The organism is Leifsonia soli (genome assembly GCF_013408745.1).
GTDB lineage: Bacteria > Actinomycetota > Actinomycetes > Actinomycetales > Microbacteriaceae > Leifsonia > Leifsonia soli.
Genome location: NZ_JACCBJ010000001.1, coordinates 1,016,974 through 1,042,745 on the forward strand (window position 1 = coordinate 1,016,974; position 25,772 = coordinate 1,042,745).

Sequence of the window (25,772 nt, forward strand, 5' to 3'; positions counted from 1 at the left end):
ATCGCGCGAAAGACGCCCCGATTCCCGAGATTTGCGCCACATCTCGGGCGGACGGGGGCGTTCAGTCGCCCTTGTCGATGCGGTAGCGCGGGATCGCGCCGGTCTCGGTGCGCTCGTCCGTCTGCGCCGCGGTCTGACGGCGGGTGAACCGTGGCCACCGCATCCGGGGGATCCGGCCCAGCTCGCGCTGCTCCGGCAGACTCCAGCCGAAACGGACCGCCAGCAGCCGGATCACGAGCGTCACCACGACGCAGACGATCGCCGATGGGATCAGTGGGACGCCGACATCGACCATCACCACCAGGACGATCGTCCCGGCGCCCGCGGCCACCGCGTAGAGCGAGCCGACGTGCATCAGCGCGATCGGGAGGTTCAGCAGCATGTCGCGGAGGATCGACCCGCCCACTGCCGAGACGACCCCGACGAAGACCGCAGGCACCTCGGGCAGACCGAGCGAGAGCGCCTTGCTGGCGCCGATCGCACCGAACAGCCCGATCGTCAACGCGTCGAGGAAGGTGATCAGGGGATCGAGCCGGCGGAAGAGCCGCACCAGCAGCATCCCGAGCAGCGCCGCGACCACGGTGATCGGCAGGTACCAGTTCGACTGCAGGGCGACCGGGGTGACGTTGAGCAGGATGTCGCGGAGGAGTCCGCCGCCGACGCCCGTGGCGACGCCGATGATGGCGACGCCGAGCAGATCGAGCCGGCGGTCACGGAAGCCGGAGGCGAACATCGCGCCCTGCAGACTGCCAACGCCGACGGCGATGAGGTCGCCCCACAGCGGGATCGACAGGGCGCCGATGTCGACGGGGGTCGTGGTCACCCCCCATGTGTATCACGCGCGCGCGGTGCTGATCCCGGGCGCGCCCGCCGTGGCCGCATCCGCCGCACTGTCAGCCGGGCGCGCGATACTGGAGTGTGCCTGTCTACCGTGATGAAGCCGTCGTGCTCCGAACCCACAAGCTGGGCGAAGCCGACCGCATCGTCACCATGCTCAGCAGGCAGCACGGCAAGATCCGTGCGGTCGCGAAAGGCGTTCGGCGCACGGCCTCCCGGTTCGGGTCGCGGCTGGAGCCGTTCATGGTGGCCGACGTCCAGCTCTACGAGGGGCGCAGCCTCGACGTGATCACGCAGGCCGAGACTCTGGGAGCGTACGGAGCGCTCATCGCCGACGACTACGCCAGCTATACCGCGGCGAACGCGATGGTCGAGACGGCCGACCGGCTGACGGACGCCGAGCCGTCCATCCAGCAGTACCTCCTGCTCGTCGGCGCGTTGCGGTCGCTCTCCCGGCGGGAGCACGGCGCAGGCCTGACCCTCGACTCCTACCTGCTCCGCGCGCTGTCCCTCGCCGGATGGGCGCCCAGTTTCCAGGACTGCTCGCGCTGCGGCGCGCCCGGCCCGCACACGTCCGTCGTCGTCCAGCTCGGCGGGGTGGTCTGCGCGGACTGCGCCCCGCAGGGAGCCCCCAAGGTCGACGCCGACACGATCGCCCTGCTCGGCGCGCTGCTGTCGGGCGACTGGGAGGCGGCGGAGGCGGCGCCCGACATCACGCGGAACCGGGCGAACGGCGTCGTCGCCGCGTACACCCAGTGGCATCTCGAACGCGGGCTGCGCTCGCTCCAGCACGTTCAGCACGACCAGAAGGCGAGTGGATGAGCCCCAAGCCGTACACGCACAAGGACGCGGTCGAGTACCGCCCGCTCGACTGGACCGGCGTGTATCCGCCCGCGTTCCCGGCCGGGAGCGTGCCGTCGCACGTCGCGATCGTCATGGACGGCAACGGCCGCTGGGCGAACCGCCGGGGCCTCACACGCATCGAGGGGCACCGGGCGGGGGAGGCCGCGCTGCTGGATGTGGTGGCCGGCGCCATCCAGGCGGGCATCAAGCATTTGAGCGTCTACGCGTTCTCGACCGAGAACTGGAAGCGGTCACCCGACGAGGTGCGCTTCCTGATGGGATTCAACCGGGACGTCCTGCACCGCCGCCGCGACCAGCTCAACGAGTGGGGCGTGCGGGTGCGCTGGGCGGGGCGGAAGCCGCGGCTGTGGTCGTCGGTCATCAAGGAGCTGCAGTTCGCCGAGCAGCTGACCGCGGGCAACGACGTGCTGACGCTGACGATGTGCGTCAACTACGGCGGCCGGACGGAGATCGCCGACGCCGTGCGCTCGATCGCCGACGAGGTGGCGGCCGGGCGGATGCGGCCGTCCGCGGTGAGCGAGAAGACCATCCAGCGTCACCTCTACCTGCCGGACATGCCGGACGTCGACCTCTTCGTGCGGAGCTCGGGGGAGCAGCGAACCAGCAACTTCCTGCTGTGGCAGAGCGCGTACGCCGAGATGGTGTTCCTCGACACGCTCTGGCCGGACTTCAGCCGCACCGATCTGTGGGATGCGGTGGAGCTGTACCTGCGCCGCAACCGCCGGTTCGGCGGGGCGGTGGACGCCCCGACGGCCGAATCCGCATCCACCGCGGAATAGACCGCGGCGGCGCGCGCGTTGCCTCTGAGGTGAGCGAGCCCATCAAGATCGACATCTGGTCCGACATCGCGTGCCCCTGGTGCTACATCGGGAAGCGGAAGTTCGAGGCAGGCAGCGGCCTGTTCGCCGGCGCGGGCGACGGACGCGACGTCGAAGTCGAGTACCACTCCTTCGAACTGTCCCCGGACACGCCCGTCGACTTCGACGGAAGCGAGATCGACTTCCTCTCCGGCCACAAGGGTCTCCCCGCCGAGCAGGTGGAGCAGATGCTGGAGCGCGTGACGGGCATCGCCTCGTCGGTCGGGCTCGACTACGATTTCGACCACCTCAAGCACACCAACACCGTCAAGGCCCATGAGCTGCTGCACTTCGCCAAGGCGAACGGCAAGCAGCTGGAGCTGGCCGAGCGCCTGTTCCGCGCGTACTTCGTCGAGGGGCGTCACGTCGGGCGCATAGCCGATCTCGCCGACCTCGCGGCCGAGGTCGGGCTGGACCGGGAGGCGGCCCTCCAGGCTCTCGAATCGGAGCAGTACCTGGAGGACGTGCGCGCCGACCAGGCGACCGCCGGCGAGTACGGCATCAACGGCGTCCCGTTCTTCGTCATCGACGGGAAATACGGCGTGTCGGGTGCGCAGGACGCGCAGACCTTCGCGCAGGTGCTCGAGCAGGTCTGGTCGGAGCGCGCGGCGGTGACCGCGTGACCGGCGCGGAGCCGGCCGTCGCCCCGGCCGCGACGGCCGCGACCCCTGCGCGCCCCACGCTCATCCCGCTGGGCGGCGACGCCGCCCTCTGCGAGGGCGACACCTGCGCCCTCCCGTGATCTTGTTGACGCAACACGCCGTCGGAGCGTGATCCGCGACGGCGAGTCGTGTCATGTGGATGCCAGGGCGAGCCGGATACGGCGGATTGCCTCTACGGCATTGCCGGACATGTGGGATTTGTTGATCCGCACGACCTCCCATCCGAGCGAGCGGATGCGCCACAGACGATCCACATCGATGTAGTACTGCCGCGCATCCGTCCTGTGGTGGTCGCCGTCGTACTCCACGACGACGCGAGCGCTCGGAAATACCAGGTCGCCGTGCGCGGCGGCCTCCCCGGTCGCCCCGAGGATCCGGTAATCGACCGCGGGCTCGGGAAGCCCGGCGTCGACGATGGCGAGGCGAAGGATCGTCTCCATCGGAGACTCGGTGCGCGGCCGCACCCGCGACGTCGCCGAGCGGAGCCGGCGTATCCCCGGCCGACAGGGGCTCGCATCCACGGCGAGGACGAGATCGTCCACCGTCGCGAGCGGTTTGCGCTTCGTCAGCAGCGCATCGCCGAGCACGACCAGGTCGCGCTCCTGCAGCACGGACGCCATCTGACACCAGGTCTCGACCGGAGAGGAGACGGGGAGTCCGTGCAATGACACGATCGCGTCATCCGGCTGGCGAGTCTGGTGACCCCGTATTCCGACGTGGCGAGGAGCGCGCATCGGCGCTCGCGCCGACACATGCAGGGGGTCGGCATCCGTCATCGCGGCCGGCAGAGGGAGCCCGTGCAACAGTGCTGCCGTCACATGGCTGAAGAGCATCCGGGGGCCCATGGCGGGCAGGAAAGCGCGACACCGATCGATCAGATCCGTGGCCGGAGTCATGGCCCTGACGCCGTGGTGCGGCTTCAGCAGGTCCGATCGGCGCAGGCGCGATCGCGAGACGCCCGCGACGCGAGCGTCCCAGGTCGAGAAGTTGTCGCCGAGTTGGAGGTCGTGCATGACGTCATGCTGTCAGCGGCCTGTCCCCGGCGTCCGGAACTCTCCACAGCCCATCCATCTGGTTGACGCAACACGCCGTCGCAGCCCTGGCCGCGACGGCGTGTTGCGTCAACCAGGGTTACTCGGGGTCGGTGATGTCGGCGACGGTCGCGTCGAAGCCGGCGATGAGGGCGTCCGCGTCGACGAAGAGGGAGTACCCGTGCTCGCCCGCGCCCATGGAGACCCGGCGGCCCGGGATGGTGGCGTCGGCGATGACGGGCCAGGCGGTCGTGCTGCCGAACGGGGTGATGGTGCCGCGCTCGTAACCGGTGGCCGCGAACGCGACCGAGGCGTCCGGGAGCTGGAGCTTGTTGACCTGCAGCACGGAGCGGAGTTTTGGCCATGCGATCTTGCGCCCGCCGGGCACGAGTGCGAACACGAAGGTGTCGTCGCTGCGCTTCACCACGAGGGTCTTGACGATGTCGCCCGGCTGGATGCCGAGCAGCTCTGCGGCCTCCTCGAGGCTCCGTGCGGCGGGACGCTCCACGATGTCGACGTCGATGCCGCGGGCCTGCGCGTCGGCGGCGACGCGCTCCCGTCCGGTGCTCACAGTTCCGCCAACGGGGGAGTTGTCCACGGATTCGGGGCTCTCGGCCATAGCTCAGCACGCTTTCTGGGAGAATCGAGTGAGATGTCTACCACTGCCACCCTAAGCCACGCGCCTCAGCTGACCATCGGTCCGCTGGGGCTCGACGTGCCGGTCGTCCTCGCGCCGATGGCCGGGATCACCAACACGGCGTTCCGCCGTCTCTGCCGCGAGTTCGGCGCCGGTCTCTACGTCAGCGAGATGATCACGTCGCGCGCGCTCGTCGAACGCACCCCGGAGTCGCTGCGCCTCATCACGCACCACGAGTCGGAGACTCCGCGCTCCATCCAGCTCTACGGGGTCGACCCCGTCACCGTGCGCGAAGCCGTGACGATGCTCGTCGCCGAAGACCGCGCCGACCACATCGACCTCAACTTCGGCTGCCCGGTGCCCAAGGTCACCCGCAAGGGCGGCGGCGCCGCGCTTCCCTGGAAGCTCGGGCTGTTCCGCGAGATCGTCGAGGGCGCCGTGCAGGCTGCCGGCGACATCCCGCTCACGATCAAGATGCGCAAGGGCATCGACAGCGACCATCTGACCTACCTGGAGGCAGGGCGCATCGCCGAAGGGGCGGGCGTCGCCTCGATGGCGCTGCACGCCCGCACGGCGGCGGAGTTCTACTCCGGGCACGCCGACTGGTCGGCGATCGCGAAGCTCAAAGAGACGGTGACCTCGACGCCGGTGCTCGGCAACGGCGACATCTGGTCGGCGGCCGACGCGATCCGGATGGTGGAGGAGACGGGCTGCGACGGCGTCGTGGTCGGCCGCGGCTGCCTCGGGCGGCCCTGGCTGTTCGGCGATCTCGCCGCCGCCTTCCGCGCGCGCGCAGGCGAGATCTCCGAGGCGGAGGCGCAGGCAGCGCAGGCCCACCCGACGCTCGGCCAGGTGGCCCAGACCTTCCGGCGCCACGCGGAGCTGCTCGTCGAGTTCTTCGACAGCGAGGAGCGCGGCTGCCGCGACATCCGCAAGCACGTCGCCTGGTACTTCAAGGGCTACCCGGTCGGCGGCGACCTGCGCGCGAGCCTCGCGACCGTCGACACGCTGGAGCACCTCGACGAACTGCTCGCCACGCTCGATGCCGACCAGGAGTACCCGGGCGAAGCGGCCGAGGGTCAGCGCGGCCGGGCCGGCTCGCCGAAGCGGCCCGCACTGCCGGACGGCTGGCTGCAGAGCCGCGAGCTCGACGGTGCGCAGCGCGCCGAGGTCGCCGACGCGGAGGTGCACAACAGTGGTGGATGACGTGGCAGCGAGCACGGGCGCACCCGCCGTGCCGACCGCGGAGGCCTCCGCAGAACACGGGTATTCCGAGCACGACCGGGAGCGCTGGCTGCCCGAGCAGCACTCGAACCGGCGCAGCGACTTCGCCCGCGACCGGGCCCGTCTGCTGCACTCCAGCGCGCTCCGCCGTCTCGCGGCGAAGACCCAGGTGCTCAGCCCGACGGCCGGGCTCGACTTCGCGCGCAACCGGCTGACCCACTCGCTCGAGGTCGCGCAGGTCGGCCGCGAGCTCGCCAACAGCCTCGGCCTCGACCCCGACATCGTCGACACCGCCTGCCTCGCCCACGACATCGGGCATCCGCCCTTCGGCCACAACGGCGAGCGTGCGCTCAACTCCTGGGCCGACGACATCGGCGGCTTCGAGGGTAACGCGCAGACGCTGCGGCTGCTCAGCCGGCTCGAGCCGAAGGTGTTCGGGCGGGACGGCCGGCCGTACGGGCTCAACCTGACACGCGCCAGCCTCGACGCGAGCTGCAAGTATCCGTGGCCTGCGGCGTCCTCCGTCGCCGATCCGAGCGGGCGGGCCAAGTTCGGCTTCTACGCCGACGACCGCGCCGTGTTCGAGTGGATGCGCCAGGGCGCTCCCGAGCGCCAGCGCTGCATCGAGGCCCAGGTCATGGACCTCTCCGACGACATCGCCTACTCGGTGCACGACTTCGAGGACGCTGTCGTCAACGGCTACATCGACGTCGCAGCGCTCGGCAGCCGGGTCGATCACGAAGACCTCGTCCAGTCCATGCACGAGTGGATCGGCGGCGAGGTGAGCCACCAGGAGCTCATCGAGGCGTTCGACCGTCTCGACAGCATGGACATCTGGCTCGACGGCTGGGACGGTTCGCGCCGGTCGCAGGCCCGGCTGAAGAACCTCACCAGCCAGCTGATCGGCCGCTTCGCCCACGCCGCCGTCCACGCGACCAAGGAGGCCGCGGGCCGCGTCGACCTCATCCGGTTCGGCGCCGACGTCGTCGTGCCGACGGGCATCCAGGCCGAGATCGCGGTGCTGAAGGGCATCGTCGCGACCTTCGTGATGTCGCGCAACACGCGGCAGCCGATCTATGCACAGCAGCGTCAGATCCTGACAACGCTCGCCGACCTGCTCTACCAGCGCGGTCCGGCGGAGCTCGATCCGGGATTCGCCGAGGACTGGCGCGCGGCCGGCACGGACGAGGAGCGGAGACGCGTCGTCGTCGACCAGGTGGCCAGCCTCACGGACCAGTCCGCTCTCAGCTGGTACGAGCGTCTCGTGCAGCACTGACGCCGCATGAGCGGGCAGCGGCGCGGAACCGCTGTGAAGGGCACCATGCGCCGCGCGCCGGGCTTGTATACGGAGGCGCAGTGCAGAATGCTGGGAGTCAGGCTTCGGGAGGAGACGAATGAGCACCGCACTACCACCGTCCGACGGCGACCGCCCCGCAGAGGGGGAGTCTCCGGAGACGGCCGGCACCCCTCCGGAAGGGGCCGGGACCGCAACGCCCAGGGCGCGCGGGGGTGCGACTGCGGGTGCGGCCAGGACACCGCGGGCGAACGGATCCTCCACCGCCCGGGCGGCGAAGACCTCGGCCAAGACGACCCCGAGGGCCGCGGCGACCCCGAGGGCCTCGACGACCCCGAGGGCCTCGACGACCCCGAGGGCCTCGGCGACGGCGAAGTCTCCTGCGGGTAAGGCGGCCCCGGCGAAGACGACACCCGCCGAAGACGCTCCGGCGAAGACGACATCGGCCGGTGCGCGCAACGCGGGCAGCGCCAGTCCGGCCGCTGAGCAGAGTGAATCGACCGCCGGAGCGACCGGGCGCTCCGCGGGTTCGACCGCACGAACGCCCGCTGCCAAGAAGCCCACGACTCCGCGGACCCGCCGGACGACGGCGAAGTCCGCGCCGATCGCGCCAGAGGGCGAGGCTCCCGACATCATGGACGCGACCCTCGGCGCCCGCGAGCCGCTGGCGCGCACTACGGGCGCGGGCAGGAGCCGGAGCACATCGGCGCGCGACACCTCCACCTCGCCGGCCGAACCGCTGATCGAGGAGAGCGCCGGGAGCACGCAGAGTGCCGGGAGCACTCAGAACACCGGGAGCACGCAGAGCGCCGACAGCACCGAGACGTCCGGAGCCGCGGCGACCAAGCGCCTCCCGACCGCCGAGGAGCTCTACGCGCGTCCCGCGACCGCCGACACGGTGGCGGAGGCGCCCGCCGGCGCCGCGGTCGCATCCGCTGACGCCCCGACCGAGCGGCTCGCCGCCGACACGACCGACACGAATCAGGAGGCCGCTGTGGACACGACGAAGGCAGCTGCGACGGGCGACCAGGCCACCGGCGCTGCTGGATCGCCGGCTGCGCCGTCCGAGGCACCTGCACGTGTCGGGGAAGCCGTACCGCCCGCCGCCGACGCATCCGCTCCTGTCGACGAAACGGCACCGACCGCGCCCGACGCCGCACCCGGCGACCCCGCTGCCGGCCCCACCGCGGCCCAGCAGGCGGGCCGAGGCCGCACGGTCGGCTCCCTCGCCGACCGGCTCGACGACTCCCGGTTCTTCTCGTCGCTGTTCGACTTCACGTTCACCAACTACGTCACGCGCAAGCTCGCCGGTCCGGTGTACGTCGTCGGCCTGGTGCTCATCGCGCTCGGCATCATCGTCGGCTTCGCCAACTCGCTCACGTCCGCGATCGCGACGCACGCGCCGATCGGCGCGTTCGTGTTCCTGTTCGGGGTGCTCATCACCCTGGTCGGGGCCATGCTGAGCGTGCTGCTGCTGCGCGTGGGCATCGAAGTGTTCTGCGCCATCATCGAGATCGCCCAGAACACGCGGCGTCGCCGTCCACCGGGGGAGTGATCCCGTCCTCGGGCGGAGCGCCCGCTCGATCGACGTCGGACGATCGACGTCGGATGATGGCCGCTGCTTGATCGGCGGCGGCGGGTTTCGCCGTTCGGGCCGGAGCGTCGGTCCGGCTCACTAGAATCGAGAGCATGGCCGGCCGGATTCGACAGAGTGACATCGAAGAGGTCAAAGCCCGCACCAACATCGGCGACATCGTCGGCGACTACGTCAGCTTGAAGACCGGCGGCGTCGGCGCGCTCAAGGGGCTCTGCCCGTTCCACGACGAGAAGAGCCCCAGCTTCTACGTGCGGCCGGGGGTCGGCCGCTACCACTGCTTCGGCTGCGGCGAGGGCGGCGACGTCTACGAGTTCCTGCTCAAGATGGACCACGTCTCGTTCACCGACGCGGTCGAGCGGCTCGCGGCCCGCATCGGCTACCAGCTCCACTACGAGGAGGGCGGCGGCGGTCCGTCCGAGAACTCCGGCAACCGGGCCCGCCTGCTCGCGGCGAACGCCGCGGCGGAGGAGTTCTTCCGCGACCGGCTGTCCGCTCCGGACGCCGACCCCGGCCGCCGCTTCCTCGGCGAGCGCGGCTTCGACGCTGCGGCCGCCGCGCACTTCGGTGTCGGATTCGCCCCGAAGAGCTGGGACGAGCTGACCAAGCACCTGCGCGGGAAGGGCTTCAGCCAGGAGGAGCTGCTGACGGCCGGTCTGGTCACCCAGGGCGACCGCGGCGTCTACGACCGGTTCCGCGGCCGGCTGATCTGGCCCATCCGCGACGTCACCGGGCAGACGATCGGATTCGGAGCCCGCCGCCTGCTCGACGACGACAAGGGCCCCAAGTACCTGAACACCCCCGAGACGCCCGTGTACAAGAAGGCGCAGGTGCTCTACGGCCTGGATCTCGCCAAGCGCGACATCTCGCGACAGGACCAGGTCGTGGTGGTCGAGGGCTACACCGACGTCATGGCCTGCCATCTGGCCGGCATCACGACGGCCGTCGCCACCTGCGGCACCTCCTTCGGCGTCGACCACATCAAGGTCATCCGCCGGGTGATGGGCGACGACAACAGCCAGGGTTCCGTCATCTTCACCTTCGACCCGGATGCCGCAGGGCAGAAGGCCGCATCGCGGGCGTTCGGCGAGGAGCAGCGGTTCTCCGCGCAGACCTACGTCGCCGTCGGGCCGGACGGCCTCGACCCCTGCGACCTGCGACTGGCCCAGGGGGATGTGGCGGTGCGCCGGATGATCGACGCGCGCAAGCCGATGTTCGAGTTCATGATCCGCCGCACGGTCGAGCGGTTCGACCTCGACTCGGTCGAGGGCCGCGCCGCGGCGCTGCGCGCGGGGGCTCCGATCGTCGCGACGATCCGCGACCCCGCCTCCCAGAACGGCTACACGCGCGAGCTCGCACGGCTCTCCGGCGCTGACCTGCAGGATGCGATCCGCGCCGTCCGCGCCGCCCAGCGGGGGTCAGGGTCGCGCGACGGCTCCCGCGACGACAGCCGTGGCCGCTCGTATGCCGGCGACGGCGGGTCCGGCGCCGCGGAGCAGCCGCGCCCTCTGGCGCAGGCCGATCTCACCGACCCGACGCAGCGGACCGAGCGGGAGAGCCTCATGGTGCTGCTGCAGCTCCCGGGCGAGGTGGGCCGCGATCGCGCAGCCCGCGCCGTCCAGGTCCCGTTCGTGAATCCCACCCACGCCGTCGTGCGCGACGCGATCGCCAGCCAGCTCGCGACCCTCGAACAGCCGGGATGGGTGGACCGCGTGCTCGCCGAGGTCCCGCAGGCGTACGCGCCGACGGTGAACGCCCTGGCAGTGGCCGAGCTCCCGCAGGGCGGCGACCCCGGCCCGTATGCGCGGTCCATCGTCGACGGCCTGATCGACCGCGATCTGCTGCGGGAGAAGGCGGAGCTGACGTCGCGCCTGGGCCGTACGGAGGACCCGGAGCTGCGGCGCCAGATCTCGCTCGCCATGGTCGCGATCGAGACCGAGCGGCGCCGCCTGCGCGGCGAATAGCCGCGCGGAACGGCCGTCTGCGGAATCCGCTGATGAATGCCGGCATAAGCGCTCTTTTGTTGCGTCCGTGTAAAGATCGCGCCCGGATCCGCATCCGAATGCAGGAACAACGAGCATTCCGTGCTAGGAAAGTTCTCACGCGAACGGCGATCCCGCACGCCTGCGACGACGCCGCTCCGCATCCCACACCAGGAAGAGGTATTCGGATATGACATCCGCACACAACGGCGGTCGGCGCCTGCTCGCCGTATCCGCCGCGTTCGCGGCCGCGGCACTGGTGCTCGCCGGCTGCTCCGGGAGCAACAACGGCTCGGGCGGCGGCGGTGGCGCCATCACCATCGGCACCACCGACAAGATCACGTCGATCGACCCCGCCGGTTCCTACGACAACGGCTCCTTCGCCGTGATGAACCAGGTGTACCCGTTCCTCCTGAACACCCCGTACGGTAGCCCCGACGTCAAGCCGGACATCGCCGAGAGCGCGGACTTCACCTCGCCGACCGAGTACACGGTCAAGCTCAAGCCGGGCCTGAAGTTCGCGAACGGCCACGACCTGACCTCGTCGGACGTGAAGTTCACCTTCGACCGCCAGATCAAGATCAACGACCCCAACGGCCCGGCATCGCTGCTGGCCAACCTGGACAGCGTCTCGGCTCCGGACAAGACGACCGTCGTGTTCAAGCTCAAGGTGCCGAACGACCAGACCTTCCCGCAGGTGCTCTCCAGCCCCGCCGGTCCGATCGTCGACGAGCAGGTCTTCTCGGCCGACAAGGTCACGCCCGACAACACCATCGTCAAGGGCCACCCGTTCGCCGGCCAGTACGACATCACGAGCTACGACTTCAACAACCTGATCGCCTACAAGGCCTACTCGGGCTACAAGGGCCTCCTCGGCAAGCCGGCGACCGACAAGGTCAACGTCAAGTACTACGCGGAGTCGTCGAACCTCAAGCTCGACATCCAGAAGACCGCCATCGACGTCGCCTACCGCAGCCTCTCGGCCACGGACATCGCGAGCCTCGAGGGCAACAACAAGGTGAAGGTCGTCAAGGGCCCGGGTGGCGAGATCCGCTACATCGTGTTCAACTTCAACACCCAGCCGTTCGGCGCGACCACCCCGGAGGCCGACGCGAAGAAGGCCCTCGCGGTGCGCCAGGCGGCCGCCGACCTGGTCGACCGCGCGGCGATCGCGGACCAGGTCTACAAGGGCACCTACACCCCGCTGTACTCGTTCGTCCCGGACGGCCTGACCGGCGCCACCACGGTGCTCAAGGACCTCTACGGCGACGGCAACGGCGGACCGAGCCTCGACAAGGCCAAGCAGGCCCTGCAGGCGGCCGGTGTCACCACCCCGGTGTCGCTGAACCTCCAGTACAACCCCGACCACTACGGCCCGTCCTCCGGTGACGAGTACGCGCTGGTCAAGGAGCAGCTGGAGAACGGCGGCCTGTTCAAGGTGAACCTGCAGTCCACCGAGTGGGTGCAGTACTCGAAGGACCGCACCGCCGACGTCTACCCCGCGTACCAGCTCGGCTGGTTCCCGGACTACTCGGACGCCGACAACTACCTGTCCCCGTTCTTCATCAAGGACAACTTCCTGGCGAACCACTACGACAACCCGGAGGTCCAGGACCTCATCGCCCAGCAGGCGGGCACGACCGACAAGGCCGAGCGCACCAAGCTGATCGAGGAGATCCAGGCCAAGGTCGGGGCGGACCTCAGCACGCTGCCGCTGCTTCAGGGCTCGCAGGTCGCGATCGTCGCGAAGGGCGTCTCCGGCGCCGACAAGACGCTCGACCCGTCCTTCAAGTTCCGCTACGCGGCGCTCTCGAAGTAACGCGGCCCTGAGCCACCAGCTCTGAGCCGAACCGGGGGGTGGCTCGCTCACGGAGCGAGCCGCCCCCTTTCCACGAACCACCACGATTGGCTTCCATGACAGCGACTGTCAGCGCCCCGGCGGCCGGGACCGCCCCGGGTCCCGACCGGACGAAGGCGAAGCGGCGATCGGGAGGCGGCCTCGGCCGCTACATCCTGGTGCGCGCCGTCCTCATCATTCCCACCATCTTCATCCTCGTCACCACCGTCTTCTTCCTGATGCGGTCGACGGGCGACCCGATCACCGCGGCCCTCGGCGGCAAGCTGCCTCCGGCGCAGCTGGCGCAGCGGGTCCACGAGGCCGGCTACGACCGGCCGATCCTCGTCCAGTACTTCGAGTACCTCGGGCAGATCCTCCGCGGCGACTTCGGCACCACCTTCACCGACAACCAGCCCGTCACGCAGGTCCTGCTGACGTACGGCGCCGCCACGCTGGAGCTCGCGTTCTACGCGCTCGTCGTCGCGTTCATCGTCGGCATCCCGTTCGGGCTCATGGCCGCGTACTTCCGCGACAAGGCCCAGGATGCGACCCTCCGCGTGCTCGCGATCCTCTGCTACGCGACGCCGGTGTTCTTCGTCGGCCTCGTGCTGAAGCTGGTGTTCTCGATCTGGCTGGGCTGGCTCCCGGTCTCCGGCCGTGCGTCCACCAGCTCCGAGCTCGAGATGCAGACGCTCGACAACAAGACGGGCATCTACCTCGTCGACGCGTTCCAGACCGGCGACCCGGCCGTCATCGGCGACGTCCTGCTGCACGCCATCCTTCCGGCCATCGCGCTCGGCCTGCTCACCGCCGGGGTCTTTCTCCGGCTGGTGCGCACCAACGTGATCGGGACGCTCTCCACCGACTATGTCGACGCCGCCCGCTCGCGCGGTGTGCGCGAGTCCCGGCTGCTGCGCAAGCACGCCTACCGGCCGGCGCTCATCCCGATCATCACCGTCATCGGCCTGCAGATCGCGCTGCTCCTGGGCGGCGCGGTGCTGACCGAGACCACGTTCGAGTGGAAGGGCCTCGGCTTCCAGCTGGTGCACTACCTGCAGGCGCGCGACTTCGTCGCCGTGCAGGGAATGGTCGTGCTGCTGGCGATCGTGGTCACCCTCACCAACTTCATCGTCGACGTCATCGCGGCGCTCATCGACCCGAGAGTGAGGTACTGAGATGTCGACAGCGGCTCTCACCACCCGCAAGCGCTCGCTCTGGGAGCGCCTCCCCGTCGTCCACCAGCTGCGCCAGAGCGTCGGCCTGCAGCGCGGGATGCTCGTCGTCGGCCTCGTCATCACGGCGCTGTTCATCCTGCTCTCGGTCTTCGCCCCGCTGATCGCGCCGTACGGGTTCGCCCAGCTCCGCGCGGACGGCAAGCCGTTCGGTGCGCAGCAGCCGCCGAGCGCCGCGCACATCTGGGGAACGACCTCCGGCGGCTACGACGTGTTCTCGCGCGTGATCTGGGGAACGCAGACGGCGATCCTCGTCATCATCGTCGCGGTCGTCCTGTCGATCTTCGCCGGCGTCCTGCTCGGGCTCGTCTCCGGATACTTCGGCGGCTGGCTCGACCGCGTGCTCGTCGTCATCTGCGATGCGATCTACGCGTTCCCGTCGCTGCTGCTCGCGATCGTGATGGCCATCGCGATCAGCGGCGGCCAGTCCAGCCTGTGGGGCGGCATCCTCGCTGCGGCGATCTCGATCACGGTCGTGTACATACCGCAGTACTTCCGGGTGATCCGCTCGGAGGTCGTCCGGATCAAGGCCGAGGCGTACGTGGAGTCGGCCCGCGTCGTCGGCGCGAGCAACACCCGGATCATGTTCCGTCACGTGCTGCGCAACTCGACCAGGACACTGCCGCTGATCTTCACCCTCAACTCGTCCGAGGCCATCCTCACCCTGGCGGGCCTCGGCTTCCTGGGCTTCGGCATCGAGCCGACCGCCGCGGCCGAGTGGGGCTACGACCTGAACAAGGCCGTGGACGACGTGACGAGCGGGATCTGGTGGACCTCCATCTATCCCGGCCTCGCGATCGTGCTGGTCGTGCTGGGCATCACCCTGGTGGGCGAGAGCCTCAACGACCTGGCCGACCCGCGCCTGCGCGGGCGGCGTCGGGCTGCGGCCGCATCGGGCGAGGTCGCCGAGACCTCGGTCGTGCCCGGCGGAACCCTTACGGCTGGCCCCGGCGGGGTCGACGGCCTCGAGGGCGGGGAATCGTTCGACGAGCACGGAATCGAGGTGCGTCCATGAGCGACGTGGTACAGATCAAGGACCTCTCGGTCTCCTTCTCCACCGACGCGGGCGCCGTGAAAGCGGTCGACGGGGTGAGCCTCAGCGTCGCGCCCGGCGAGGTGCTGGCGATCGTCGGGGAGTCCGGGTCGGGTAAGACCGTCACCGCGAAGACCATCCTCGGGCTGCTGCCCGAGACCGCGACGGCGTCCGGTGCCGTCATCCTCCGCAGCCGGGACGGCCAGACCGAGGCGGACATCATCTCGATCGGCAAGAACAAGCTGCGCGAGGTGCGTGGAACCGATGTCGCCATGGTGTTCCAGGAGCCTTCGACGGCCCTGAACCCGGTGTATCCCGTCGGCTGGCAGATCGCCGAGGGCCTGCGGGCCCACGGGAAGCTGTCGAAGAAGGAGGCCCGCGAGCGCGCCGTCGAGATCCTCGGCCGCGTCGGCATCCCCGAGCCGGAGAAGCGGGTCAAGTACTACCCGCACCAGTTCTCCGGCGGTCAGAAGCAGCGCATCGTCATCGCCATGGCACTCGTGCTCAACCCCGGCCTCATCGTCGCGGACGAGCCGACCACGGCCCTGGATGTGACGGTGCAGGCTGAGATCCTCGACCTGCTGCGCCGGTGCCGCGACGAGTTCGGCGCCGCCATCGTGCTGATCACGCACAACATGGGCGTCGTCGCCGACCTCGCCGACCGCGTCGCGGTCATGTACCAGGGCAAGCTGGTCGAGCAGGCGGATGTGCGGACGCTGTTCTCGTCGCCGCAGGCCGAGTACACGCGCGCTCTGCTCGCCGCCGTGCCCAAGATCGGCCAGGGCCTGGTGGCAACGCAGGACCGCGCCATCGCGCGGGCCGAACGGCCGATCGAGGCGCCCGTTGTGCGGGCGCGCGACCTGCGCATCCAGTATCCGGGCCGGCTCGGCCGCCCCGGCTTCGTGGCGGTCGACGGCGTCTCGTTCGAGATCCGCCCGGGCGAAGTGCTCGGCCTGGTCGGCGAGTCCGGGTCGGGCAAGACGACCATCGGGCGGGCGATCGCGGGGCTCAACCGGGTCACGGGCGGGTCGCTCGAGGTGCTCGGCCTGGAGATGAACGGAGTCCGCGAGCGGCGCTTCCGCAAGGTGCGCAGCGAGATCGGCTTCGTGTTCCAGGACCCGGCATCGAGCTTCAACCCGCTGCTCACCATCGCCGAGTGCGTGGCGGAGCCGCTGGTCGTGCACGGCCGGGCGAGCTCCGCCGGAGAGGCCCGGCGTCGCGTCGACGAGCTGCTGGAGGCGGTGCAGCTGCCCCGTGCCTACGGCGACCGCTACCCGCACGAGCTGTCCGGCGGCCAGCGTCAGCGTGCCAGCCTGGCGCGGGCGCTCGCGCTCGAGCCCAGCCTCCTCATCGCCGACGAACCGACCTCCGCGCTGGACGTGTCGGTGCAGGCGCGCGTGCTGGAGCTGTTCGCCGATCTTCAACGGGAGTTCGGATTCGCGTCGCTGTTCATCAGTCACGACCTGGCGGTCGTCGACCTGCTCGCCGACCGGATCGCGGTGCTGCACCGAGGGAAGCTCGTCGAGGAGGGGACCGGCGTCGAGGTGCTCGGCAGCCCGCGCGAGGCGTACACCCAGCGGCTGCTCGCCTCCTTGCCCGTTCCCGATCCGATCGAACAGGCCGACCGGCGCGAGGCGCTGCGACAGTTGCAGGGGGAGAGCGCCTAGGGTCGAAGACGTGAGTCCCGTCCCCGCCATCGTCGTCAGCGACCTGTCCGTCGAATATCCAGCGCGGGGGCCCAGTGCGTCGTGCGTGGCCCTGCGCGGGGTGAGCTTCCATCTCGAGCAGGGCCAGGTGCTCGGTGTGCTGGGCGAGACCGGTTCCGGGAAGAGCACGCTCGCGCAGGTGCTCGCCGGCCGGGTGCTCCCCGCACGGGCGTCCGACCCGGGGCCGCGGATCAGCGGGGGAGAGGCGTCCGTCCTCGGCCACCCGTTGCGGAAGGCGCGCAAGCGCGACCTGGCCGAGGTGACCTTCCACGTCGGGTACCTGCCGCAGGAGGCCGCGGCGACGCTGGAGCCGTCTCTGAGCGTGCAGGACAACGTCACCCTCCCGATCTTCGAGCGCGACGAGCGCTACCCGCGGCGCACGGCGGGAGCCCGGGCGGCGACCATGCTCGACACCGTTCACCTGCCGCTCAGCGTGCTCAACAAGTACCCGTACGAGCTGAGCTCGGGGCAGCGGCAGCGCGTCGCCCTGGCGCGTGCGCTCGTGCTCGGCCCCAGCATCCTGGTCGCCGACGAGCCGACGGCCGGGATCGACGCGACCGTGCGCGACGCGGTGATCGACCTGCTCGGCCAGCTGCGCGGGCATCCCGACTTCTCGGCGGTCGTGGTGAGTCACGACCTCGCGGTGCTGCGCCGTGCCACCGACGTCTCGCTCGTGCTGCAGGGTGGTCGTCCCGTCGGCTACGGGCCGATCGAGGAGGTGCTCGCCGACCCGACGCATCCGTTCGTCGCCGGTCTGGCGCGGGCGTTGAAGCCCCCGGCTCAGCGCGCCGAGCGGCGTCCGCAGCGCGGAGCGACCCGCCGGGCTGCGGTGGCGTCGGAGAGCGCGGGAGCGACGGAGCAGACCGGAACGGTCGACGAGCGCGGAGGAGTGGAGACGCGATGAGCGCGGACGGAATGGACGAGATGGAGCTGGGCGAGTCCCGTTCGCATCACACCGCGGTGCTGGCGGTGGAGGCGACCGCGCTCCCGGAGGATCAGCGGCCGGAACCCGGGCCGATCGCGGTGCTGCCGCAGCCGTCGCAGCGTTTCGTGGATGCCGTCGAGTCGGCCGGCGGGACGGTCGAGCCGCTCTCCGGCCGAACGCGCGGCGTGATCTGGCTGTCCAACACGCAGGCGGCGGACTTCCCGGCGGTGCTGCACGCGCATCCCGGCATCGGCTGGGTGCAGCTGCCCTGGGCGGGTGTCGACGCGTTCGCCGACGTGCTGGCGACGGAGGATCGCCCCGGCCTGATCTGGACCAGCGCGAAGGGCGCGTACGCCCAGCCGGTCGCCGAGCACGCCCTGGTTCTGAGCCTCGCGCTGCTGCGGGTGATCCCGAAGCGGGTGCGCGCGCGGTCGTGGGCGACGGAGCAGGAGGGCCGGTCGCTCTACGGCCTCGACGTCGTGATCGTCGGCGCCGGGGGCATCGCCATCGAGCTGATGCGGCTGTTGGAGCCGTTCGGCGTGCGCGTGACGATCGTGCGGCGCAGCGCGTCACCGGTCGAGGGCGCCGTCCGCACGGTCACGGCCGACCGGTTGACCGAGGTGCTGCCGTCCGCGGACCTCGTGGTGGTCGCCGCCGCCCTCACCGGCGGAACGCGTCACCTGTTCGGCGCGGAGCAGTTCGCCGCGATGAAGGACACCTCCTACCTCGTCAACATCGCCCGCGGCGGACTGGTCGACACGGATGCGCTGCTCGCCGCGCTCCGCTCCGGCACGATCGCGGGGGCGGGCATCGACGTGACGGACCCGGAGCCGCTGCCCGACGGGCACCCGCTGTGGGACGAGCCGAACGTCATCATCACGCCGCACCAGGCGGACACCCCCGAGATGACAGCCCCGCTGCTCGCCGAGCGCATCCGTCTGAACGTCCGTGCCTTCCTCGACGATGGCCGTTTCGTGGGCGTCGTGGACCCCGCGGCGGGGTACTGAGCCTGGACGCGCGCGGGATGCAGCCCCGATTTCTCCCGCGGCCGCGACTCTTGCTAGAGTAGCTTCGCTGATCAAGCATTCCTCGATAGCTCAATTGGCAGAGCAGCCGGCTGTTAACCGGCAGGTTCTTGGTTCGAGTCCAAGTCGGGGAGCGTTGTGAAACCCCCGGCCTTCTTCGGAAGGCCGGGGGTTTTCGTCGCTGCCGGTGGCTGTCCCGCCGGCCGGATCTCCCGCTGGCCTACTGCCAGCCGGGCTGGACCAGGCCGGTCTCGTAGGCGAGGACGACGAGGTGCACGCGGTCGCGCGCATCCAGCTTGGTCATGATCCGTGAGACGTGGGTCTTGGCGGTGAGCGGGCTGAGGAAGAGCCGTTCGCCGATCTCGGTGTTGGTCAGGCCGTGTGCGACGAGCGTCAGCACCTCGCGTTCGCGCTCGGTGAGCTGTCGCAGCGCCGCGGCGTCCGGTGCGGGCCGGAGGCCGCTCGACACGCGCTCGATGAGCCGGCGCGTCACGCCGGGGGAGAGCAGCGCGTCGCCGTCGGCGACGACGTGCACGGCGCGGATGAGCTCGACGGGCTCGGTGTCCTTCACCAGGAACCCGCTCGCGCCCGCGATGATCGCCTGGGCGACGTACTCGTCCAGCTCGAAGGTCGTCACGATGACGATGCGGGTGCCTGAGAGCGCGGGATCGGCGGCGATCTCGCCGGTCGCCCACAGCCCGTCGCCGTCGGGCATCCGGATGTCCATGAGCACGACGTCGGGATGGGTCTGCCGCACGAGGTCCACCGCCGCGCGGCCGGTCCCGGCCTCTCCGACGATCTCGACATCGTCCTCGGCCTCCAGCAGGGCGCGGAAGCCGGCACGGACCAGCAATTGGTCGTCCGCGAGCAGCACCCGGATCACGACGCGGCCGCCGTCGGCGCGGTGCGCTGGGAGGAGACGGGGATGCGCGCCTCGACGAGAAGCCCTCCGCCCTCGGCCGGTCGCACGTCGAACCGGCCGCCGAGCAGCTCGGCGCGCTCGCGCATCCCGACCATGCCCCGGCCGCCGCGACCGACGCCGGCCGCCGCGAACTCGGCGGAGGTACGGCCGTCCCCGCTCGCGGTCGGCAGCCCGCGGCCGTCGTCGCGGATGGTCAGCACATACCAGCCGCCGGTCTCGGTGAGGCTGATCGCGACGTTCGCCGCCTGCGCGTGCCGGCCGACGTTCGTGAGCGACTCCTGCACGATCCGGTACAACGCGAGCTGCGTGGCCGCGGACGGCGTCGAGGTCAGGTCGGTGCTGTACGCGACCTGCAGGCCGGCCTTGCGGTAGGTCTTCACCAGCTCGGGGATGCGGGCGAGGTCGGGCTCGGGCGACCGGGCGGCCTGCTCTTCGGTGCCGCGGAGGAAGCCGAGGACGCCGCGCACCTCCTCGAGGGCCTGGCTGCTGGTCGTCTTGATCGCCTCCAGGCTCTCCCTGGCCTTCTCCGGCCGCGCGTCGAACAGGTGGAGGCCGACCCCGGCCTGGACGCTGATCTGCGAGAGGGAATGAGCCAGCACGTCGTGCAGTTCGCGGGCGATGCGGAGTCGCTCGGCCTCTGCGGCGGCCTCGCGTCGCGAGGCGATCTGGCGCGCCACCTCGCGGTAGCGCTCCCGCCGGTTGCGCAGCGCCTCACCGACGCCCAGGAGCAGGCACAGGATGAGCGTGATGATGAGGGGCCGCAGCATCGCGGCCGGATCCCCGCGCAGCAGGTACGCGGCAACCGGGCCGACGATCGCGAAGCCCGCCAGCGTCCACCAGGCCCAGACCCGCGCGCCGCGCACGACGGCGGTCACGACGGCGAAGGCGAGCGGGACGGCCGAGAACGGCGGTCCGGTCGTCACAGCGATCGCGGGGGCGCAGAGCACGGCGATCGCGACGACGGTGGGCCCGGGATGACGGCGCGCGGCGAGCAGCACGAAGGAGGCGGCGAAGGCGAGAACCGAGAACGCGAGGGTCAGCGGGTCGTGCGAGGCGTCGTGGGCCGCGATGGCGATGCCGGGCAGCTGGAGAAGCGCGGCGACGACGACGGCGAACCAGCGGGCGCCGCGCGGGCGTCCGCGCTCCGTCCAGGGCGTGCGCTCCCAGCCGGGCGGCTCGGGGGGGGTGTCGCCGAAGCGCGCGCTCGCGCCCGGATCCGGGGGCGCGTTCCAGGGCATCTCCTCATGCTAGCCAGGGCACCCCGGTGCAGCGTCCCCCGCCGGGAGTCTCGCGGCTACTCCGCGGGGAGTACGCGGGCGGCGCGGAGCCCGCTCACGGGTTGTGCTCGGCGTCGAACCCGCCGTCGTCGGGCTGCTGGTCGAACAGGTGGCCGAAGGTCGGGCCGCCGAACGCCGTCAGCCCCGCCTCGCGCTCCAGCGACTCGCGGTTCTGCGCTTGATCGTTCTCGTAGTCGTCGACCGCGTCGTCCGGCCGCTCGTCGTCGCCTGCGTGGCGGCCGTCCTCGTGCATCATGCGGGCATCGTACGGCCGCGAACCGTCTCCGCGACAGAGTGCGTCTCTCGTCCTGGGGTCGCGGGATTCGTGCCGAATGGTGCTCCCGGGGGAGTAGGCCGGAACGCACCCGGGGGCGGATTCGGGCGAGGGGCGAGGCGGCGAGGCTGTGGGTGTCGGTCCGCGACAGGCGCGGATCACTCACGATTGGACACGCATCATGCTCAGCTCACTGGCCACCGTCGTCGCCGCCGCACCGTGCGCCGTCGCCTACGGCCCGCCGTTCGTCGGCTGGTGGTGGATCTTCATCCCGATCTTCTGGATCCTCGTCTTCGTCCTCCTCTTCGGGTTCGCCGGCCGACGCTGGCGCCGCGCCGCCGCCGCACGCGGCGGATACGACGGCTGGGGCCCGAACGGAGGCGTCCGCTCCGCCGAGAAGACCCTCGCGCAGCGCTACGCCAACGGCGACATCGACGAGCAGGAGTACCGGGCGCGGCTGGAGGTGCTGCGCGCGAACCGCGACGGCGCCTGACCGAGACCCATCTCTCCCCAGACGGGCCCGACGCGGAGTTCTCCACAGCCGCGTCGGAGCCCCGTCCGTCGTTGTGCGCGGCCCGGTAGTATCGACCGGGCCGCGCAGCCGCGCGGCGGAAAGGACGGGCGATGGACCCCATGCTGCTCGCGGCCGTCGTGCTCGGCATCGCAGCGCTCGTCTTCCTCGGTCTCTGGCTGTGGGAGCGGCGCCGCCGGATCCGTCTGCGCGACACCCGCCAGGAGTCGGAGTGGGACCGCATCGACCGCGAGCTCGACCTCGCCGAGCAGGCCGGACGGTTCCGCATCATCGGCGACCTGGGGGATGTGGCGATCCAGTCCGTCTCCCGGCTCGTGACCCAGGCCGAGGGTGTCCGCTATTCGGCCGCGGCCGACCCCGCCGCGGCGGTCCGCTCCGCCGGGCTGCTCGAGACGTCCGCGCGCGACGCGCTGGCCGACCTGCGCCGCCTCCAGGCCGTCGCGCGCGAGGCGCAGGACGCCGCATCGCCCCAGCCCAGCCTCCACTCGGCGCGCGACCTGTTCCGCGTGATGCGGGACGCCGGGCTCGCCGTCACCTTCACGGAGAGCGGTGAGCGCTTCGAGCTGCGGCCGGGTGCTGAGCTCGCCGTCTTCCGCATCCTGCAGACCAGTCTCGAGAACGCCCTCAAGCACGGCGGAGCGGGGACGAACGCGGCGGTCGCGTTCGCCTGGACGCCGGAGGGTCTGGCCGTCAGCGTCGAGGACGACGGCATCCGCGCGGCTGCCCGCCGGCTCGGGCTCGACCGGGAGGGCGTCGACCAGGCGACCGCCTACACGATCGCCGACGACGTGCGCGCGCTCACCGAGCACTACGAGGGCGCCGGCATCATGGAGATGCGCGACCGTGCGGCGCTCTTCGGCGGGACGCTGAACGCGCAGACCGTCGCCGGTGTCGGGTTCACGCTGTCCGTCGTCTTCCCTGCGCTGCGCCACCACAACGGCATCCACGGGGTCGACCTGCGGCGCTGATCGCGTCCGGCGTCACTCCTCCAGGTGGTCGCGCCCCGGCAGCCAGCTCAGTCCGGGAACGCCCCAGCTGTTCTTGCGCTGCGTCTTCAGCGCCGCTTTGCCGTAGGGATGCGTCAGCCGGTCCACGTAGAGCACGCCGTCGAGGTGGTCGTACTCGTGCTGGAAGATCCGGGCGAGCCAGCCATCGGCGTGCACCTCGTACTCGGCACCGTCCAGGTCGGTCGCCTGCAGGATCGCGCGCTCGGCCCTCCGCAGCGGGAAGCGCTCGCCCGGGAACGACAGGCACCCCTCCGACTCGGTGTCCTCATCCAGCTCGCCGACCGGCAGCGGGCTCAGCCACAGCGTCGGGTTGATCGCGACGCCGCGGTGCAGGACGTCGTCGTCGTCCGCCCACCCGTAGACGAACAGGCGGAGCGGCACACCGACCTGCGGTGCGGCGAGCCCGACGCCGGGGGCCTCGTCCATCGTCTCGAACATGTCCGCGACCAGGGTGCGCAGTTCGTCGTCGATCTCGGCGACGGGAAGGGCGGGGGAGTGGAGGATGGGGTCACCGGTGATTCGGATGGGGATGACGGCCATTCAGCAAGACTATCCGGATCATTCCCGGTAGGGTCGTGGGGTGGGAACGGAACTGATGGACGCGTTCGACCTGTCGTATCAGCCCAGCCAGCTCCTGGGCATCCCGGTCGCGCTCGTCGGTGCCTGCTTCCTCTCCGTTGGCGCGCAGCTGCAGCACCACGGCGTCGCGAAGGTCGAGTCGATCGCCGGCCACGCGGACGGCGGTCTCAGCGGCCGCCAGATGGGTCGCCTGCTCGCCCGCCCGTCGTGGGTGATCGGCACGCTGCTGCTCGGTCTCGCCATCGTCTTCCAGCTCGTCAGCCTGAAGCTGTCGCCGATCATCCTGGTGCAGCCGCTCGGCGTCGTCGGCCTCGTCATCACCAGCATCCTCAACGCCCGGGTGAGCGGGGTGAAGCTGAATCACCAATCCGTGATCGCCGTCACCCTCTGCGTCAGCGGGGTGGGGGCGTTCGTTCTGCTGGCCGCCGTGTTCGCGCGGGATCTGCCGGTCACCAGCCAGGCGCTGGTCGTCATCCTGGTCATCCTTGCGGTCGTGCTGATCGCGTTCGGCACGCTGTTCTGGTTCCTGCGCCACCGGTTCAAGGCGATCATCTACATCGTCGGCGCCGGCGTGCTCTACGGCTTCGTCGCCACCCTGGCGAAGGTCGCGATCGACCGCATCTCGAACCAGGAGTGGGACTGGCTCCTGGTCGCCTGCATCGTCGCTCTGCTGCTCGCGGCGGTGCTCGGCGCCTACTTCGTGCAGAACGCCTACTCGTCGGGGCCGCCGGACCTCGTCATCGCCGGTCTCACCGTCATCGACCCGCTCGTGGCCGTCACCATCGGCATCCTCGTCCTGAACGAGGCGGCCGGTGCTCCGTGGTGGGCCATGGTCGGCTTCGCGCTGACGGGAGCCGTCGCCATCCTCGGCGTGTTCCAGCTCGCGAAGTACCACCCGCAGAGCGCGACGGACGCGCCGGTGGCCGACCGCATTGCGGACGTCGCAGAGCAAAGCCGCTTAGACTAGGGCGTTGAACGACCGGGCGCGACCATCTGCCCGGGCCGCGAACACCGTCGCCGGATTCGCCATCTGAAGCCCACGACCGAGGGAACGAACCACGTGCCTGACTCGAGCGGACCGCATCCGACCCCTGCCGCCCCGGCCGAGAAGAAGCCGCTGACCATCGTGATGGGGTGCGACACCTTCGCCCCCGACGTGAACGGCGCCGCCCGTTTCGCCGAGCGCCTCGCCGCAGGCCTGGTGGAGCACGGCCACGACGTGCACGTCGTCGCCCCGGCCGCGAGCCGCAGGCACGGCACCTGGATCGAAGAGCACGAGGGCCAGAAGATGACGGCTCACCGTCTCCGCAGCTGGCGCTGGTACCCGCACGACTGGCTGCGCTTCGCTCTCCCGTGGATGAGCAAGGCCAACGCCCGCCGCATCCTCGACGAGGTGAAGCCGGATGTCGTCCACTTCCAGTCGCACATCGTCGTCGGGCGCGGGCTCGCTGCGGAGGCCGAGAAGCGCGGCATCCGCATCGTCGCGACCAACCACGTCATGGCCGACAACATCGTCGAGTTCACGCTGCTGCCGAAGTTCCTGCGCAAGACCTTCGTGAAGCTCGCGTGGGCGGACGCCCGCAAGAGCTTCGACCGCGCCGAGTCGGTGACGACGCCGACCCGCAAGGCGGCGGAGTTCCTGGAGGCGTCGACGGGTCTGCGCGGCGTGCACGCCGTGTCGTGCGGCATCGACGCCCACAACTACACGCCCGACTTCACGCCGCGCACGGGCAACCGGATCCTCTTCGTCGGCCGGGTCACCGGCGAGAAGCAGATCGATGTGCTGCTCAACGCGGTCAAGCTGCTGCCGGAGAACCTGGATGCGCGCCTGCAGATCGTCGGCGGCGGCGACCAGCTCAAGAACCTGCAATCCATGGCCGAGACCCTCGGCATCGCCGACCGCGTCGACTTCCTCGGCTATGTGAGCGACGAGGAGCTGCGGCAGGCGTATACGCGGGCCACCGTCTTCGCGATGCCGTCGATCGCCGAGCTCCAGTCGATCGCCACGATGGAGGCGATGGCCTCGGCCCTCCCCGTCGTCGCCGCCGACGCCATGGCCCTCCCGCACCTCGTGCACGAGGGGGAGAACGGGCACCTGTTCCGCCCGGGCGACGCACAGGATCTCGCGGACAAGCTGGAGAGCGTGCTCACCCTGCCGCAGGAGGAGCTCGATGTGCTCAAGCGCGCCTCCCTCCGCATCGTCGCCGCTCACGACATCCAGACCACGATCAGCACCTTCGAAAGCCTGTATCGTGGGGAGCCGGTGGCCGAGCCGGTGACGGATGCGGCCCCCAGCGTGCCCGCTCCCGAGTGACCGGAGCCGGCGCACGATCGGGGCGGTAGCTCAGCTGGTCAGAGCAGGGAACTCATAATTCCTCGGTCACGGGTTCAAGTCCCGTCCGCCCTACGTCCGCGAGGCCGTTGCATCGCCCGCAGGCACC

The 25,772-nt window shown here is 70.6% G+C and carries 25 protein-coding genes and 2 tRNA genes; 20 read left to right on the forward strand and 7 right to left on the reverse strand.

All coding sequences use genetic code 11. The features are described 5' to 3' along the window. Nucleotides 1-61 precede the first annotated feature (61 nt). A complete protein-coding gene (locus BJ963_RS04910) occupies nucleotides 62-823 on the reverse strand; it encodes a TRIC cation channel family protein (protein ID WP_179455000.1) in 762 nt (253 codons plus the stop codon). Nucleotides 824-918: 95 nt separating this feature from the next. Between BJ963_RS04910 and recO the strand changes: the two genes are divergently transcribed. From recO to BJ963_RS19350, 4 genes are read left to right on the forward strand one after another with little or no spacing between them, the layout of a single operon-like run. After that, nucleotides 919-1,659 carry a DNA repair protein RecO gene (gene recO, locus BJ963_RS04915; protein ID WP_089875707.1) on the forward strand — a complete coding sequence of 247 codons (741 nt, stop codon included), beginning with the start codon at nucleotides 919-921 and terminating at the stop codon, nucleotides 1,657-1,659. Next, a complete protein-coding gene (locus BJ963_RS04920; RefSeq protein WP_089911103.1) occupies nucleotides 1,656-2,480 on the forward strand; it encodes an isoprenyl transferase in 825 nt (274 codons plus the stop codon). The genes recO and BJ963_RS04920 overlap by 4 nt, the downstream gene beginning before the upstream one ends. Nucleotides 2,481-2,509: 29 nt before the next feature. Continuing rightward, nucleotides 2,510-3,181, forward strand: coding sequence for a DsbA family oxidoreductase (locus BJ963_RS04925; RefSeq protein ID WP_089911100.1), 672 nt, complete (start codon nucleotides 2,510-2,512; stop codon nucleotides 3,179-3,181). After that, nucleotides 3,178-3,300, forward strand: a complete 123-nt coding sequence (locus BJ963_RS19350) for a hypothetical protein (RefSeq protein WP_281363844.1) — start codon at nucleotides 3,178-3,180, stop codon at nucleotides 3,298-3,300. The genes BJ963_RS04925 and BJ963_RS19350 overlap by 4 nt, the downstream gene beginning before the upstream one ends. A 51-nt stretch (nucleotides 3,301-3,351) precedes the next feature. Here the strand turns inward: BJ963_RS19350 and BJ963_RS04930 are convergent, their stop codons facing one another. Continuing rightward, complete coding sequence (locus BJ963_RS04930) at nucleotides 3,352-4,116, reverse strand: endonuclease domain-containing protein (RefSeq protein WP_179455002.1); 765 nt, start codon at nucleotides 4,114-4,116, stop codon at nucleotides 3,352-3,354. Nucleotides 4,117-4,351: 235 nt separating this feature from the next. Beyond that, on the reverse strand, nucleotides 4,352-4,870 hold the full coding sequence (locus tag BJ963_RS04935; protein ID WP_179455004.1) for an aminoacyl-tRNA deacylase: 519 nt from the start codon (nucleotides 4,868-4,870) through the stop codon (nucleotides 4,352-4,354). Between the two features lie 33 nt (nucleotides 4,871-4,903). Here BJ963_RS04935 and dusB point away from each other — a divergent pair, with 33 nt between their 5' ends. From dusB to BJ963_RS04990, 11 genes are all read left to right on the forward strand, one after another. After that, entirely contained in the window at nucleotides 4,904-6,094 is a 1,191-nt protein-coding gene (dusB, locus tag BJ963_RS04940; RefSeq protein ID WP_089911090.1) for a tRNA dihydrouridine synthase DusB, read from the forward strand. 1 nt (nucleotide 6,095) lies between these two features. After that, nucleotides 6,096-7,388, forward strand: coding sequence for a deoxyguanosinetriphosphate triphosphohydrolase (locus BJ963_RS04945; RefSeq protein ID WP_425484711.1), 1,293 nt, complete (start codon nucleotides 6,096-6,098; stop codon nucleotides 7,386-7,388). Between the two features lie 652 nt (nucleotides 7,389-8,040). Next, the gene (locus BJ963_RS04950; RefSeq protein ID WP_179455006.1) at nucleotides 8,041-8,961 is read left to right on the forward strand and encodes a DUF4282 domain-containing protein; all 921 of its coding nucleotides are present in this window, start codon (nucleotides 8,041-8,043) and stop codon (nucleotides 8,959-8,961) included. Between the two features lie 134 nt (nucleotides 8,962-9,095). Next, nucleotides 9,096-10,964, forward strand: a complete 1,869-nt coding sequence (gene dnaG / locus BJ963_RS04955) for a DNA primase (protein WP_089911081.1) — start codon at nucleotides 9,096-9,098, stop codon at nucleotides 10,962-10,964. Between the two features lie 208 nt (nucleotides 10,965-11,172). Further along, nucleotides 11,173-12,801: an ABC transporter substrate-binding protein gene (locus BJ963_RS04960; RefSeq protein WP_179455008.1), complete on the forward strand. Its 1,629-nt coding sequence runs from the start codon at nucleotides 11,173-11,175 to the stop codon at nucleotides 12,799-12,801. Between the two features lie 95 nt (nucleotides 12,802-12,896). Further along, nucleotides 12,897-13,994, forward strand: a complete 1,098-nt coding sequence (locus BJ963_RS04965) for an ABC transporter permease (RefSeq protein WP_179455010.1) — start codon at nucleotides 12,897-12,899, stop codon at nucleotides 13,992-13,994. A gap of 1 nt (nucleotide 13,995) precedes the next feature. Further along, nucleotides 13,996-15,066, forward strand: coding sequence for an ABC transporter permease (locus tag BJ963_RS04970; RefSeq protein WP_179455012.1), 1,071 nt, complete (start codon nucleotides 13,996-13,998; stop codon nucleotides 15,064-15,066). Then, entirely contained in the window at nucleotides 15,063-16,751 is a 1,689-nt protein-coding gene (locus BJ963_RS04975; protein ID WP_089911069.1) for a dipeptide ABC transporter ATP-binding protein, read from the forward strand. Before BJ963_RS04970 ends, BJ963_RS04975 begins: the two co-directional genes overlap by 4 nt. Nucleotides 16,752-16,761: 10 nt before the next feature. Next, nucleotides 16,762-17,694, forward strand: coding sequence for an ATP-binding cassette domain-containing protein (locus tag BJ963_RS04980; protein ID WP_179455014.1), 933 nt, complete (start codon nucleotides 16,762-16,764; stop codon nucleotides 17,692-17,694). After that, complete coding sequence (locus tag BJ963_RS04985; protein WP_246297991.1) at nucleotides 17,691-18,722, forward strand: D-isomer specific 2-hydroxyacid dehydrogenase family protein; 1,032 nt, start codon at nucleotides 17,691-17,693, stop codon at nucleotides 18,720-18,722. The genes BJ963_RS04980 and BJ963_RS04985 overlap by 4 nt, the downstream gene beginning before the upstream one ends. A gap of 79 nt (nucleotides 18,723-18,801) precedes the next feature. Continuing rightward, nucleotides 18,802-18,874 (forward strand) — tRNA-Asn (locus BJ963_RS04990). Nucleotides 18,875-18,960: 86 nt separating this feature from the next. On the opposite strand, the gene BJ963_RS04995 is transcribed toward BJ963_RS04990, so the two are convergent. From BJ963_RS04995 to BJ963_RS05005, 3 genes are all read right to left on the reverse strand, one after another. Continuing rightward, entirely contained in the window at nucleotides 18,961-19,623 is a 663-nt protein-coding gene (locus tag BJ963_RS04995; RefSeq protein WP_179455016.1) for a response regulator, read from the reverse strand. Then, nucleotides 19,620-20,900: a histidine kinase gene (locus BJ963_RS05000; RefSeq protein ID WP_179455018.1), complete on the reverse strand. Its 1,281-nt coding sequence runs from the start codon at nucleotides 20,898-20,900 to the stop codon at nucleotides 19,620-19,622. The genes BJ963_RS04995 and BJ963_RS05000 overlap by 4 nt, the downstream gene beginning before the upstream one ends. 94 nt (nucleotides 20,901-20,994) lie before the next feature. Next, nucleotides 20,995-21,195 (reverse strand): hypothetical protein, encoded by a 201-nt coding sequence (locus BJ963_RS05005; protein WP_179455020.1) that lies wholly within the window; start codon nucleotides 21,193-21,195, stop codon nucleotides 20,995-20,997. A gap of 199 nt (nucleotides 21,196-21,394) precedes the next feature. Here BJ963_RS05005 and BJ963_RS05010 point away from each other — a divergent pair, with 199 nt between their 5' ends. Both BJ963_RS05010 and BJ963_RS05015 read left to right on the forward strand, forming a co-directional pair. Continuing rightward, nucleotides 21,395-21,706: an SHOCT domain-containing protein gene (locus BJ963_RS05010; protein WP_089911055.1), complete on the forward strand. Its 312-nt coding sequence runs from the start codon at nucleotides 21,395-21,397 to the stop codon at nucleotides 21,704-21,706. Between the two features lie 131 nt (nucleotides 21,707-21,837). Further along, a complete protein-coding gene (locus BJ963_RS05015) occupies nucleotides 21,838-22,713 on the forward strand; it encodes a sensor histidine kinase (protein WP_179455022.1) in 876 nt (291 codons plus the stop codon). Nucleotides 22,714-22,725: 12 nt separating this feature from the next. Here the strand turns inward: BJ963_RS05015 and def are convergent, their stop codons facing one another. Further along, on the reverse strand, nucleotides 22,726-23,292 hold the full coding sequence (gene def / locus BJ963_RS05020) for a peptide deformylase (protein ID WP_179455024.1): 567 nt from the start codon (nucleotides 23,290-23,292) through the stop codon (nucleotides 22,726-22,728). Between the two features lie 40 nt (nucleotides 23,293-23,332). On the opposite strand from def, the gene BJ963_RS05025 reads away from it, so the two are divergent. From BJ963_RS05025 to BJ963_RS05035, 3 genes are all read left to right on the forward strand, one after another. Then, a complete protein-coding gene (locus BJ963_RS05025) occupies nucleotides 23,333-24,298 on the forward strand; it encodes a multidrug DMT transporter permease (protein ID WP_179455026.1) in 966 nt (321 codons plus the stop codon). 93 nt (nucleotides 24,299-24,391) lie between these two features. Continuing rightward, the gene (locus BJ963_RS05030) at nucleotides 24,392-25,645 is read left to right on the forward strand and encodes a glycosyltransferase (protein WP_179455028.1); all 1,254 of its coding nucleotides are present in this window, start codon (nucleotides 24,392-24,394) and stop codon (nucleotides 25,643-25,645) included. 19 nt (nucleotides 25,646-25,664) lie between these two features. Continuing rightward, a tRNA-Ile gene (locus BJ963_RS05035) sits at nucleotides 25,665-25,738 on the forward strand. The last annotated feature ends 34 nt before the right edge of the window (nucleotides 25,739-25,772 follow it).